The sequence below is a fragment of the Streptomyces sp. NPDC031225 genome, from assembly GCF_055570355.1.
Genome location: NZ_JBVIHJ010000026.1, coordinates 111,039 through 124,024, shown reverse-complemented (window position 1 = coordinate 124,024; position 12,986 = coordinate 111,039). Strand labels below are relative to the sequence as shown.

14 protein-coding genes and 1 pseudogene are annotated in these 12,986 nt (G+C 71.5%); 6 read left to right on the top strand and 9 right to left on the bottom strand.

Going from position 1 to position 12,986, the window contains the following annotated elements; all coding sequences use genetic code 11:
• Positions 1-28 precede the first annotated feature (28 nt).
• Positions 29-1,174, bottom strand: coding sequence for a 4-hydroxyphenylpyruvate dioxygenase (gene hppD, locus ACZ48Z_RS35460; protein WP_468740017.1), 1,146 nt, complete (start codon positions 1,172-1,174; stop codon positions 29-31).
• Positions 1,175-1,300: 126 nt separating this feature from the next.
• On the opposite strand from hppD, the gene ACZ48Z_RS35455 reads away from it, so the two are divergent.
• From ACZ48Z_RS35455 to ACZ48Z_RS35435, 5 genes and pseudogenes are all read left to right on the top strand, one after another.
• On the top strand, positions 1,301-1,777 hold the full coding sequence (locus ACZ48Z_RS35455; protein WP_468740016.1) for an Lrp/AsnC family transcriptional regulator: 477 nt from the start codon (positions 1,301-1,303) through the stop codon (positions 1,775-1,777).
• 28 nt (positions 1,778-1,805) lie between these two features.
• Positions 1,806-2,066, top strand: a pseudogene (locus ACZ48Z_RS35450) (CBS domain-containing protein); the annotation flags it as partial.
• Positions 2,063-2,185, top strand: a complete 123-nt coding sequence (locus tag ACZ48Z_RS35445; protein ID WP_468740015.1) for a hypothetical protein — start codon at positions 2,063-2,065, stop codon at positions 2,183-2,185. The pseudogene ACZ48Z_RS35450 and the gene ACZ48Z_RS35445, both read left to right, overlap by 4 nt.
• Positions 2,186-2,249: 64 nt before the next feature.
• Positions 2,250-2,825 (top strand): ArsR/SmtB family transcription factor, encoded by a 576-nt coding sequence (locus ACZ48Z_RS35440; RefSeq protein ID WP_468740014.1) that lies wholly within the window; start codon positions 2,250-2,252, stop codon positions 2,823-2,825.
• Positions 2,826-2,836: 11 nt separating this feature from the next.
• A complete protein-coding gene (locus ACZ48Z_RS35435; RefSeq protein WP_468740013.1) occupies positions 2,837-3,019 on the top strand; it encodes a hypothetical protein in 183 nt (60 codons plus the stop codon).
• Here ACZ48Z_RS35435 and ACZ48Z_RS35430 read toward each other — a convergent pair.
• From ACZ48Z_RS35430 to ACZ48Z_RS35420, 3 genes are read right to left on the bottom strand one after another with little or no spacing between them, the layout of a single operon-like run.
• Positions 3,016-3,807, bottom strand: coding sequence for a S16 family serine protease (locus ACZ48Z_RS35430; RefSeq protein ID WP_468740012.1), 792 nt, complete (start codon positions 3,805-3,807; stop codon positions 3,016-3,018). The two genes, ACZ48Z_RS35435 and ACZ48Z_RS35430, sit on opposite strands and share 4 nt — an antisense overlap.
• Positions 3,808-3,849: 42 nt before the next feature.
• Complete coding sequence (gene menC, locus ACZ48Z_RS35425; RefSeq protein WP_468740011.1) at positions 3,850-4,959, bottom strand: o-succinylbenzoate synthase; 1,110 nt, start codon at positions 4,957-4,959, stop codon at positions 3,850-3,852.
• Positions 4,956-5,729, bottom strand: coding sequence for a chorismate synthase (locus ACZ48Z_RS35420; protein ID WP_468740010.1), 774 nt, complete (start codon positions 5,727-5,729; stop codon positions 4,956-4,958). The genes menC and ACZ48Z_RS35420 overlap by 4 nt, the downstream gene beginning before the upstream one ends.
• A 104-nt stretch (positions 5,730-5,833) precedes the next feature.
• Between ACZ48Z_RS35420 and ACZ48Z_RS35415 the strand changes: the two genes are divergently transcribed.
• Positions 5,834-7,393 carry a PucR family transcriptional regulator gene (locus ACZ48Z_RS35415; RefSeq protein WP_468740009.1) on the top strand — a complete coding sequence of 520 codons (1,560 nt, stop codon included), beginning with the start codon at positions 5,834-5,836 and terminating at the stop codon, positions 7,391-7,393.
• Positions 7,394-7,766: 373 nt separating this feature from the next.
• Here ACZ48Z_RS35415 and ACZ48Z_RS35410 read toward each other — a convergent pair whose 3' ends face one another.
• The 5 genes from ACZ48Z_RS35410 to ACZ48Z_RS35390 form a co-directional block, all read right to left on the bottom strand.
• Positions 7,767-8,408 carry an IclR family transcriptional regulator gene (locus ACZ48Z_RS35410; RefSeq protein WP_031041623.1) on the bottom strand — a complete coding sequence of 214 codons (642 nt, stop codon included), beginning with the start codon at positions 8,406-8,408 and terminating at the stop codon, positions 7,767-7,769.
• A 392-nt stretch (positions 8,409-8,800) separates the two neighbouring features.
• Positions 8,801-10,591: a DEAD/DEAH box helicase gene (locus ACZ48Z_RS35405; protein WP_468740008.1), complete on the bottom strand. Its 1,791-nt coding sequence runs from the start codon at positions 10,589-10,591 to the stop codon at positions 8,801-8,803.
• Positions 10,592-10,814: 223 nt separating this feature from the next.
• A complete protein-coding gene (locus ACZ48Z_RS35400) occupies positions 10,815-11,201 on the bottom strand; it encodes a type II toxin-antitoxin system death-on-curing family toxin (RefSeq protein WP_468740007.1) in 387 nt (128 codons plus the stop codon).
• Positions 11,202-11,399, bottom strand: a complete 198-nt coding sequence (locus tag ACZ48Z_RS35395) for an Arc family DNA-binding protein (RefSeq protein WP_468740059.1) — start codon at positions 11,397-11,399, stop codon at positions 11,202-11,204. It lies immediately after the preceding gene.
• Positions 11,400-11,429: 30 nt separating this feature from the next.
• Entirely contained in the window at positions 11,430-12,896 is a 1,467-nt protein-coding gene (locus ACZ48Z_RS35390) for an MFS transporter (protein WP_468740006.1), read from the bottom strand.
• Positions 12,897-12,986 lie beyond the last annotated feature (90 nt).

Genomic DNA, 12,986 nt, shown 5'->3' with positions numbered 1-12,986 from the left:
CCCTGGACCATGGGTGCTGTCGGGGGTGCTAGAGGTTGCCCCGCTTCTCCTGCTCTCGTTCGATGGCCTCGAACAGTGCCTTGAAGTTGCCCTTTCCGAAGCCCATGGAGCCGTGCCGCTCGATGAGTTCGAAGAAGACGGTCGGCTTGTCCTGGACCGGCTTGGTGAAGATCTGCAGCAGATAGCCGTCCTCGTCGCGGTCGACGAGGATCTTCAGCTCCCTGAGCGTGTCGACCGGGACGCGGGTGTCGCCGGCCCACTCGCCGAGGGTGTCGTAGTAGGAGTCGGGGGTGTCGAGGAACCGGACTCCCGCCGCCCGCATGGTCCGTACGGTCTGCACGATGTCGTTGGTGTTGAGCGCGATGTGCTGGACGCCCGCGCCGCCGTAGAACTCCAGGTACTCGTCGATCTGGGACTTCTTCTTGGCGATGGCAGGCTCGTTGATCGGGAACTTGACCTTGAGGGTGCCGTCGGCCACGACCTTCGACATCAGCGCGCTGTACTCGGTGGCGATGTCGTCGCCCACGAACTCCTTCATGTTCGTGAAGCCCATGACCTTGTTGTAGAAGCCGACCCACTCGTTCATCCGGCCGAGCTCGACGTTGCCGACGCAGTGGTCGACGGCCTGGAAGGTGCGGTGGGCGGGCGGTTCGACGATCGGGTCGGCCTGGGCGAAGCCGGGGAGGTAGGGGCCGTCGTAGCCGGTGCGCTCGACCAGGGTGTGGCGGGTCTCGCCGTAGGTGGCGATCACGGCGAGGACGACCGTGCCGTGGTCGTCCTTCAGCTCGTACGGCTCGGCGATCGAGCGGGCGCCGTGTTCGACGGCGTAGGCGTGGGCGCGGCGGGCGTCCGGGACCTCGATGGCGAGGTCGATCACGCCGTCGCCGTGCTCGGCCACGTGCTGGGCGAGGAAGTGGCCCCAGGGGGTGGCGGGCTTGATGACCGAGGTGAGCACGAAGCGGGCGGAGCCGTTGGTGAGCACGTACGACGCGGTCTCGCGGCTGCCGTTCTCCGGTCCGGAGTAGGCCACGAGCCGCATGCCGAAGGCGGTCGAGTAGTAGTGCGCCGCCTGCTTGGCGTTGCCGACGGCGAAGACGACCGCGTCCATTCCCTTGACCGGGAAGGGGTCGGCCTGCCGGGCGGTGTCGGGAGCGGGGTGAGTGGTCTGCGTCATGGGGGAAGCCTGGCCCCGCCTCGCAAGGTGCGCAATAGTTCGCGTCATCGCTGGACAATGTGTTCGGCGAGCAGGGCGCTTCGGCGGCCTTTCTGTACAGGATGACCATCGGTCCGGGAGGCTGCTGTGGGGATCGACGAGCTGGACGGGCGGATCATCGTGCTCCTCGCGCGGGAGCCGCGCATCGGGGTCCTCGAGATGTCGAGGCGGCTGGGGGTGGCCCGGGGGACCGCGCAGGCGCGGCTCGACCGGCTTCAGTCGAACGGAGTCATCCGGGGATTCGGTCCGCAGGTCGATCCGGCGGCGCTCGGCTACCCGGTGACCGCGTTCGCCACGCTGGAGATCCGGCAGGGGCAAGGGGCCGACGTACGGGCGCACTTGGCGACCGTGCCGGAGGTCCTCGAACTGCACACCACCACCGGCAGCGGGGACATGCTGTGCCGGCTGGTGGCGCGCTCCAACGCCGATCTCCAACGTGTGATCGACCGGGTTGTCGGTTTCGATGGGATCGTCCGGGCCGCCACGGCGATCGTCATGGAGAACCCCGTTCCGCTGCGGATCATCCCGCTGGTGGAGCAGGCGGCGGGAGACCGGGAGACCTGACCGATCCGAGCCTGGGGTGAGCGCGTGAGACACCGTGACCAGGGACGCGACCCTGCGGGAAGCGCTGGAGGCCGTGCTCGGGGACAACGCGGGGCGGGTCGCGGTGACCGGGCGGCGCGGCGAGTACACCGGGGTCGTCGACATGCAGACGCTCATGCACTCCGTGCACGGACTCCTGGAGGCCGACCGGCTGGACGCCGTGGAGCACCGGCACGAGCCGGAGGAGACCCGGGCCCACCGCACGCACGCCGAGCAGGAAGGCGCCGGCGCACGGGAGGGGAAGGCGTGACCGTCTCCGAAGTGGAGGGCCGGGAAGAGGAGGAGGCCGGGGCTGGGGGTCCCCCGCTTCCCGGCCGGCCGGTGCCGCGCCTCTCCTGGCAGAAGCTGACCCTCCTGCCCGGTCCGTGAAGTAGGTCGGCCACTTCCAAAGAAGGTGTTGCAAAGAAGTCTTTGCATAGCTATCTTTGTACGCATGCCGGAACAGCCCGACGTACGTAAACTCGACGCCCGTTCACTGCGCGGGCTGGCCCATCCCCTGCGGATGGAACTGCTCAACGCGCTGCGCCGACGCGGCCCCGCCACCGCGTCGATGCTCGCCGAGCGGCTGGGCGAGTCCAGCGGCGCCACCAGCTACCACCTGCGCCAGCTCGCCGAGCACGGCTTCATCGCCGACGCTCCCGAGCACGGGAAGGGACGGGAGCGGTGGTGGAAGGCCGTGGACCAGGCTCTGACCTTCGACACCACCGAGTTCGACAGCGCCGGACCCGAAGTACGCGGGATGGCCGAGATCTACCTGCACGAGATCGCCGCCACCCACGCACGCGAGATCTCCGGCTGGCTCAGCACCCGGGACCACTGGTCCGCCGAGTGGACCCGCGGTTCCGACATGAGCGACATGACACTCCAGCTCACACCCGAGCTGGCCACCGAGCTCGTCGACAAGATGCACGCCCTGATCAACGACTACCGCGACCGGGCCACCGACGAGGACCCCGGCGCGGAGCAAGTACGCATCCACACGCACCTGTTCCCCATCGAGACGGACTGAAAGGCCCCGCCATGCATCCCGAGACCCACCTCGCCCAGCACCACCTGCGCGCCGCCGACCTCCGCGCCGAGGCCGACGCGTACCGGCTCGCGGCCCAGGCGAAACCGCCGTCCGCCATCCGGACCCGGCTCGGCTGGACCCTCGTCGAGGTCGGCCTCCGGCTGGCCTCCCCCGGGCCGGCCCTCGTGCACTAACAGCTCGGCACGGACCCCTTACCGCTCTCCAGCGCGGTCAACGCGCTCACCGCCCCCTTCAGCGACGTCACCGGGACCAGCCGCAGTCCCTTCGGCAGTTCCGCCTTCGCGTCGGCGCACTCGTCCTCGGGGACCAGGAACACCGTCGCCCCGTCCCGCTTCGCGGCCTGGGTCTTCAGGGCCACGCCGCCCACCGCGCCGACCGTCCCGTCGGCGTCGATCGTCCCCGTCCCGGCGATGGTGCGGCCGCCGGTGAGGTCACCCCCGGCGCCGTCGCCGTGGAGTTTGTCGATGATCCCCAGGGTGAACAGCAGGCCCGCGCTCGGCCCGCCGACGTCAGCGAGTTTCAGCGTGACCTTGACCTTGTCGCCGCTGAGCTTGAGGTAGGTGAGGGCGGCCTCGGTCGCCGCGTCCTGGGAGTCCTGCATCTGCTCGGTGTTGTGCTGCTCGATCTCCTTGACGCTCTGCCCGCTGGGGTACACGGCGTCGCGCGGCATGACCGCCCGGTCGGTGCGGAACCAGCTGTCGAAGACGTCGCCGAACGAGACGTGGGTGTCGGGCCCGGTCGCCTCGATGGTCGTCATCCGCAGCTGCCCGCTCGTCGTGCGGGTTGTCGCGCCGGAGACGGTGATCACCGGCGTGCCCTTGTTGTCGCCGAGGACGTTCGCCGTCATCCCGGGCTGCGCCAGCGCGAACGGCAGCGGCGCGAGGAGGGCCGTGGCGAGCAGTGCCACGACGGGCAGGGCACAGACGGCGACGGCCTGGGGGCGCGTGAGGCGAGAGAGCACGGGGTCAATCTAACGCGGCGGTCACTTCCGGCCACGAGCCGGTCAGCCCGCGTACAGGTCCTGCCGGCGAACGGTGAATCGCCGTAGCACCTCGGGCAGGGGCTCGACCCCGATACCCGGCCCGCTCGGCACGCGCAGGTGGCCGTCGTCCAGGACGAACGGCTCCGTGATGTCCTCGGCGAAGTAGCGCGAGGACGCCGAGGTGTCGCCGGGCAGCGTGAAGCCCGGCAGGGCGGCGAGGGCGAGGTTCGGGGCGCGGCCGATTCCCGTCTCCAGCATGCCGCCGCACCACACCGGCACACCGTGCGCGCGGGCCACGTCGTGGATGCGGCGGGCCTCCAGGTAGCCGCCCACCCGCGCGGGCTTGATGTTGACGACCCGGCACGCGTCCATCGCGATCGCGGAGGCGGTGTCCCGCGCGTTGTGCAGGGACTCGTCGAGGCAGACACGGGTGGCGATACGGCTCTGGAGGCGGGCGTGACCGTGCAGGTTGTCCTCCTCCAGCGGCTCCTCGATCAGCAGCAGCCCGAACTCGTCCAGCCGACGCAGGTGTTCCGTGTCGGCGAGGGTGTACGCCGTGTTCGCGTCGACCTGGAGGGGCAGCGCGGAGCCGAAGCGCTCGCGCACCGCCCGTACCGGCTCGATGTCCCAGCCGGGTTCGATCTTCAGCTTGATCCGCACGTATCCCTCGGCCAGGTATCCCTCGACGGCGTCCAGCAGTTCCGCGACGGACTCCTTGATGCCGACCGACACCCCCGCCGGGACCCGTTCGCGCACCGCTCCCATGTATGTGGCCAGCGACATGCCGTACGACCGCAGTTCCGCGTCCAGGACGGCCGTCTCCAGCGCCGCCTTCGCCAGCTCGTGCCCCTTGATCCCCCTGACGGCGGGCCCGACCAGCGCCGCCGTGGGTGAGGGGAGCGCCGCCACTCGGGGCACCAGGAAGTCCCGCAGCACGATCTCCGCGCCCGCCACGAACTCCGGGCAGTACAGCGGCCGGGGGTCACCGGCGAACTCCGACCAGCCCTCGGCGCCGTCGGTGACGACGTGCAGCAGGAAGGTGTCCTTCGTCGTCATCGTCCCGAACGACGTCCGGAAGGGGCTGACCAGCGGGATCGCCACATGGACGACCTCGACGCGTTCGAGTTTCATGCGTCTCCCTCAGCTTCTCGGGTGAGTGTGTACCAGCCGTCCCGGGACATCCCGGTCGCCCGGAACCCCTGCGCGAAGGCCTCCGTGAACACCTCGCGCACGGCCCGCCGCCAGCGCAGCGCGAGCTCGGGGTCTGCGGCCCGCAGCTTGACGACGTCGTCCGGGACCCGGCACCAGACGTGCCGGCCGGCGAGGTCACGGCGGGCGAGGGGCCCGCCGTCGGGTGCGCGGTGCGAGACGGGCGCGCCCTCGCGGTCCCCCGGGCCGTACCCCGGGTCGTACGACGGTCCCGGCGCCGCCAGGTCCCATGTCGCCGTCAGCCGGTCGCTCTCGTCGCCGCCGTTCACGCCGTCCGACATGGGGCCGTAGAAGTCGACGACGTACTCGGTGCCGACCGCGCCCAGCTTGGCCAGATTGAAGCGGGCGTTGCGGCCGACGAGCGGGTCGAAGGTCCAGCGCATGGTGCGGGCGCCCTGCTCCAGGGCCCAGGACCGCTGCGCCTGCTTCACGGCCACGCCCAGCCCCTGGTCGGCCGCGGCGACCAGGGAGTACACGTCCCCGCCAGGGCTGAAGACGGCGAGGGAGGCCCCGGCCAGCCGCTCCCCGCGGTGGGCGGCGTGCACCGCCCCGCCCGTGTGGACCAGGCTGCACAGGACCTCCGCCGGGTAGGGCGGGGCCGTGCGCGGCGTCTGCCACACCTCGCCGAAGTACGCGCTGACGGCACCGAGGCCGGCGACGTCGTGGACGGTACGGATGCTCACTTCGCTCATGTCCCGAGTCTGGGAGCCGGTCGGGCATCCCGGGTTGTGCCGCCGTACAACATCTGCATAAGTTCTTTTGCGGATCCGCCAAACCACCAGCCACGAGGGCGCTCATGGACACCTTCACCCTGGGCGACCTCCTGGACGTCGTCGGCACCTCCGTACGTCTGCACACCGCCCCCGCCGGACTCACCGACCCGGTCACCGAGGTCCTCCTGTACGACCCCCACGCCCCGCTCCCGCGGGTGCCGGGCGCGCTGCTGCTGGCGGTCGGGGTACCGGCAGCGGCGGCCGGGCCGCTGGTGAGGAGGGCCGCCGAGGCCGCGATGACCGGGATCGTGGTGCGCGGTCCGGACGGACCGACGGCCGAGGCGGCGGCGCACGGCGTGGCGCTGCTGTCCGTCGCCGCCGACACCGCCTGGCACCGGGCACATCTGCTGCTGGCCTCGGCGATCGGCGCCCGGCCGGTGTCCCCCGCGGGCGGCCACGGCGACCTCTTCGCGCTCGCCGACGCCATCGCGACGGCGACCGGCGGGGCCACCCTCGTGGAGGACCCGCGCCGGCGGATCCTCGCCTACTCCACGGTCCCCCACCAGCCGGTCGACGAGAACCGCCGCCAGGGCATCCTGGGCCTCCAGGTGCCGGACAGCCCCGAGAACTCCGAGGACTACCGGGCGCTGTTCGCCGCCGACGGCCCCCTGTCGCTGCCCGCGCTCCGGGACGACTGCCTGCCCCGCCTCGCGGTCGCCGTCCGGGCCGGCGGGGAGACCCTCGGGTCGGTGTGGGTCGTCGACGACGGCACGCTCGCGGCGGACGCGCGGGAGACGCTCGCACAGGGGGCGTCGACGGCGGCACTGCTGTTGCTGCGGGCACGGGCGGCACAGGAGCTGGCCCGGCACCAGAACAGCGATCTGCTGCGCCGGCTGCTGGACGGCACTGCGGACGCGGTGACGGCCGCCGACCGGCTGGGAGTCGAGGGTCCCGTCCGGGTGGCCGCGTTCGTCCTGGACGTGGCCGGCCTTCCGGACGCCGAGCAGACCGGGCTGCGGCTGCTGGACGTCGTACGGCTGCAGTGCGAGGCCCGTTACGGGCGGCACGCGTGTGTGCCGGTCGACGGGGTGGTGTACGCGCTGTTGCCGGCCGCCGGGGAGTACGCCGGGGGCCGTCACAAGCGGCTGGCCGAGGACATCGTGGCACGGGCAGGACAGGCCCTCAGGGTGCCGGTGCGGGCGGGACTGGGCGAGGTGGTGGCGGGTCTCGGGGAGGCGGCGCTGTCACGGGCGGACGCCGACCTGGTGCTGCGGGTGCTGGGGCCGTCCCTGCCCGTGGCCACCGTCGAGGAGGTCCGCCCGCGCGTCACCCTGCTGCGGCTGACCGAAGTGCTCGGCGAGCGGCGGGAGTTGAGCACGGGGGCGTGGCAGCGGGTGCTGGCCCACGACGGTGCGCACGGCACCGACTACGCGCGCACGCTGGTGTGCTGGTTCGACGCGGGCTGCGACATGGCGGGGGCGGCGAAACTGCTCGCCGTGCATCCGAACACATGCCGCTACCGCTTGAAGCAGGTACGGGAACACGTCGGGGTGGACCTGGACGATCCCGACGAGCGGTTGGTGCTGTGGCTGCAGTTGAGGACGCTGGCGGGGGTGGGGCCGGTGTTGGGTCGGGGTGGGTGAACTGGGCGGACTGGGCGCGCCGAGTGAGCCGGTCGAGCCGGGGCCGGGTGCCGGGGCCGGGTGCCGGGTGCCGGGTGCCGGGTGCCGGGTGCCGGGTGCCGTTGAGAGCTTGGAGGCCGAAGGGGCCGTAGCCGACGGTCCGGTCGCCGTCTGTGCGCCGGACTCGATCCGCTGTCCGCCCAAGGACCGGCGGACGCCTTGCCGCCAGGTCGGCTGGTGTGCGCCGCCCGGCGGTTGACCACCCGGGTACCGTCCGGACACGATCCACCGTCCGCTCGACGGGGTACGGTCACCGGCCGTCGCCGACCCCGGCTCCGTCGGCTGCCGCCACCCAACGCCCCGCCCTGCACCCCGGTTCAGCGCAGCGCAGCGCTCAGCGCAGCGCTTCCGCGACCTCCCGTGCCGCGTCCACCACCCGCGGCCCCACCCGTTCCGGCACCGCGTCGGCCAGCATCACCACGCCGACGCTGCCCTCGACCCCGGTGACTCCCAGCAGCGGCGCGGCCGCCCCGCTGGCACCGGCTTCGAGCTCCCCGTGGGTCAGCATGTACCCCGGCTCGCCGAAGCCCTGCTGCCTGGCCGCGAGAATGGCCCGCCCCGCGGCCCCACGGTCCAGGGGATGCCGGAACCCCGCCCGGTACGCCACGTGGTAGTCCGTCCAGGTGGGCTCCACGACGGCCACGGCCAGTGCCTCCGCACCGTCCACCAACGTGAGGTGAGCCGTCGCCCCGATGTCCTCCGCGAGCGAGCGCAGCGCGGGCAGCGCGGCCTCCCGCACCAGCGGATGCACCTGCCGCCCCAGCCGCAGCACCCCGAGTCCCACGCGGGCACGCCCGCCCAGATCACGCCGTACGAGTGCGTGCTGCTCCAGCGTGGCCAGCAACCGGTACACAACGGTCCTGTTCACGCCCAGTTTGTTGGAAAGCTCGGTGACGGTGAGCCCGTGGTCCGTATCGGCCAGGAGCTTGAGGACGCGCAGTCCCCGGTCAAGCGTCTGAGAGGTCTCCGCGGTCACGACGCCCACTCCTCCAAGTGGTGAGGTCGGCAGCCCCCTCGCGACGGATGCGTCACCAAGTCCCGTCGGCGACGCGCTTCAGAGGCCGCCGATCGGCCGGCGGCCCGGTCTGTTTCCGGGCCGCGTCGCTTCACGGCTGCGCTCCGCGGCGGCGCTGCCACGGGGCGTGTGCGTAGCGGGACAGTAGCGAAGCGGGTTCGCTCAGCGGAAGCCTCCGTCCAGAATCCGGGCAGCAGCCGGTACGGACCGCTCCGTTTGCCCGGATACGTGCGGGCGCGAGCCACTCCGGCGATGGCGCGCAGAACCGCGTGAGCGCCCCCCGGACGGCCGACACTCCCGCATCCGGCACATCCGACACACCCGATGCAGCCGTCGCGGGACAGGTGTCCTCGTCACCGCATCCGCGTGGCCCACTCCTGCACCTTGGCGATCCGCTGCCGCAGCTGCCCGGCCGTGGCCTCGGCGCTCGGCGGGCCGCCGCACACCCGGCGCAGCTCGGTGTGGATCACTCCGTGGGGCTTGCCGCTCTGGTGGGTGTACGCGCTGACCATGGTGTTGAGCTGCTTGCGCAGCTCCATCATCTCCTTGTGGGAGACGACGGGGCGCCGCTCGGCGGGCATCTCCAGGAGGTCGGCCTCCGAGTCCGGCTTCTTGCGGCTGTGCGCGATCTGCCGCGCCTGCCGCTTCTGGAGGAGGAGCTGCACCTGGTCGGGTTCGAGCAGCCCCGGGATGCCGAGGTAGTCCTGCTCCTCCTCGCTCCCCGGGTGCGCCTGCATGCCGAACTCGGCTCCGTCGTAGAGGACGCGGTCGAAGACGGCGTCGGACTCCAGCGCCTCGAAGGCGAACTGCTCCTGCTCACCGGTGTCCTCGTCCTCCTCCTTGTTCGCCTCCTCCATCTCCTTCTCGGACTCGGCGTAGGGGTCCTCCTCGCCCTCCTTCTTCGGCTTGTCGAGGGCGTGGTCGCGCTCGACCTCCATCTCGTTGGCGAAGGTGAGGAGGTCCGGGACGGTCGGGAGGAAGACGGAGGCGGTCTCGCCGCGCCGCCGGGACCGTACGAAACGGCCGACGGCCTGGGCGAAGAAGAGGGGCGTCGAGATGGTGGTGGCGTACACCCCGACCGCGAGCCGCGGGACGTCGACGCCCTCGGACACCATGCGGACGGCGACCATCCACCGGTCGTTGCTCGCGCTGAAGGCGTCGATCCGCTTGGACGCTCCGGTGTCGTCGGAGAGGACGAGGGTGGCCTTGGAGCCCGTGATCTCACGGATGAGCTTGGCGTAGGCCCGGGCCGATTCCTGGTCGGAGGCGATGACGAGGGCCCCGGCGTCCGGGATCCCCTTCCTGACCTCGGTGAGCCGCTGGTCGGCGGCCCGCAGCACGCTGGGCATCCACTCACCGCGCGGATCCAGGGCCGTACGCCAGGCCTGGCTGATCGCGTCCTTGGTCATGGGTTCGCCGAGCCGGGCGGCGATCTCGTCACCGGCCTTGGTCCGCCACCGCATCTGCCCGCTGTAGGACAGGAAGATGACGGGCCGCACGACGTGGTCGGCGAGCGCGTTGCCGTAGCCGTAGGTGTAGTCGGCGGCCGACCGCCGGATCCCGTCGTTGCCCTCCTCGTACGTCACGAAGGGGATGGGGTTGGTGTCGGACCGGAAGGGCGTACCGGTGAGCGCGAGCCGTCGCGTGGCCGGCTCGAAGGCTTCGAGGCAGGCCTCGCCCCACGACTTGCTGTCACCGGCGTGGTGGATCTCGTCGAGGATGACGAGCGTCTTGCGCTGCTCGACACGGTTGCGGTGCAGCATGGGCCGTACGCCCACACCCGCGTAGGTGACGGCGACGCCGTGGTAGTCCTTGCCGATCGGGCCCGCGCTGTACTCGGGATCCAGCTTGATCCCTATCCGCGCGGCCGCCTCGGCCCACTGCTTCTTCAGATGCTCGGTCGGCGCGACGACGGTCACCTGCTGCACGACATGGTGGTGCAGCAGCCAGGAGGCGAGGGTGAGGGCGAAGGTCGTCTTGCCCGCACCGGGGGTCGCGACGGCCAGGAAGTCACGCGGCTGCTCCTGGACGTATCTCTCCATCGCCCCCTGCTGCCAGGCACGCAGCTTGTTGGCCGTGCCCCAGGGGGCGCGGCCGGGGAAGGCGGGAGAAAGGTGGTGGGAGGAGGCGGCGGTGGTAGTCACGGTCTCCGTCGGGGGTCGAGCGGCTCGGTGCGTATACGACTGCGTCTTGGGCTGTGTCTTGGGCTGTGTCTGTCGACAGGTTCTTCGGCAGGTTGGCAGGTTGGCAGGTTGGCAGGTTGGTCGGCAGTGCCGTCGCCTGTGTATGACGACCGGGTCACCTTACCGGCGGCCCGGTCGCGTCAACGCGCGGACGGGGCCGGGGCACCGGCGGGTGGGACCGAGGTCACATCGCGTCGTGCAGCGCCCTCAGACGCAGGGCGATCAGCCCGACGTCCTCCAGATCGCCGGCCGCCACTTCGATGACCAGCTTGTACGCCTCGTCCTGGTCGACATCGAGCATCTCGGTGCCGTTGAAGTCGAGGAAGACGACCGTGCACATCCACGCCATGCGCTTGTTGCCGTCCACCAGGGGATGGTTCACAGCAAGTGACTGGAGCAGCGCCGCGGCCTTCTCGAAGAGGTCCGTGTACGCCTCGACCCCGAACATCTGCGACCGGGGACGGTGGGCGGCCGAGCTGAGCAGACCCAGGTCACGCACGGCGACCCGGGTCTGCTCCCCGCAAGCCAGCTCCGCCAGGTCCAGCACCTCCTGGACCGTGAGGTACTTCATCTACTCCCCCAGCCTCCGCAGCAGGTCGGCGTGGCCCGCCGCATACTTGGCGCCGAGCTTGCGGACCGTGCCCCGGTCGGCCTCCTGCTCCAGATACCTGTCGATCGCCTGGAGCACTATGGCGTGCATGCTGCGCCCCTCCTCCTCGGCGCGCAGCTTGAGCGCCTCCTGCTGGTCTTCACGCAGACGAAGATTCATAGCCATACCAAAACGGTACCGCTCATGGGGTCATCTTGATACCACGGCACCGCCTCGCAACCGCGTCGTCACCCACGCCCCCACCAACGCCACCCCCGCCATCGGCAGGAACACCACGGCGAAGGCCAGCGGATGCTGCGAGCCGGCCGCCTCACTCGCCGTATGGCTCACCGTGCCCCCGCCCAGCGCGGCGAAGGCCGCCCCGCCCGCCGCCAGCAGGACGGCGTTGGAGAGGCCGTCGGAGATCTGGAGGGCGGCGGAGTTGGTGCCGGCTTCCTCGGGGGCGGAGAGATGCAGCAGAAGCACGCTGGTGGAGGCGATCACCAGTCCCATCCCGAAACAGCCGAACCCCCAGGCCACGGCGACGGTCCAGACCGGCACGGAGTGGATCAGCACACTCGGCGCGGCGGCGATCGCGGCGGCGACCAGCACCATCCCCACGGTCATCAGCCGCCCCCGGTACGGCTCCACCCACGGCCGTGACTGCACCCACGACCCCAGCGCCCACGTACCGCCGCCCGCCGCGAGCGAGAACCCGGCCAGCGTCGGCGACAGCCCCCGCTGGGTGACCAGCATCAACGGCACGAAGGACTCGGCGGCGACGAACGACCCCGCGGCGACCCCGCGCAGCAGCACGACGGAGGGCAGCCCCCGCGCCGCCCGGTACGTACCGCGCGGCAGCAGCCCGTGCACGGCCGGTACGAGCAGCGCGGCGCCCGCGAGGCCCGGGAGCAGGGAGAGAGGGCGCAGGTCCTGGGCGGCGTACTGGAGGAGCCCCGCGCCGAGGGAGATCGCGAGGGCGAGCCGGATGCGGCGACGGTCGAAGGAGGCCTTCCCGTGGGCGTCGTCGACCGGCCCTCCCGCCAGCCGCCGTATCTGCGGCAGCGCGAGGGCCAGGGGAAAGACGACGAGCACCGGAATCCCCACGAACACCCACCGCCACCCGAGATGCTCGGTCACCGCTCCGGCCGCGAGCGGCCCCACGATCGACGGCACGACCCACGCCGCGGCGAACGCGGCCATGATCGCGGGCCGCAGCCGCTCGGGATACGCCCGCCCCACCACGACGTACAACGCCACGATGACGAGCCCGCCCCCGAGCCCCTGCACGGCCCGCCCGAGAATGAACTGCCACATCGCCGTGGCGGTCCCGGACACCAGCAACCCGGCGGCGAACGCGGCGATCCCGCTCCCCAACGCCCCGAGCGGCCCCCGCCGATCCGACCACTGCCCGGACAACACCATCCCGAACAGGCTGGTGGTGAAGTACCCGGAGAACGCGAACGCGTACAGCGCGACCCCGTCCAACTCCCGCGCGGCCACGGGCATCGCGGTCCCGACAGCGGTCGCCTCGAACGCGATCAGCAGCACGACGGAGACGATCCCGATACTGAGCGCCCGATAGGACCGCCCCAGCACCCCCTCCCCGACCTCACCGGCGAACGGGCCCACAGAGTCATCAGTGACACCGACGTCACGCGGTTCGAGAGCTGCCATGCCCGCCAGAGTAAGTCCCACAACCCACGTTGACCCCTGTCAAGAGACCGCCTCCCCCTAAGACCTTGGACGTACGACCGCCCCCGCACG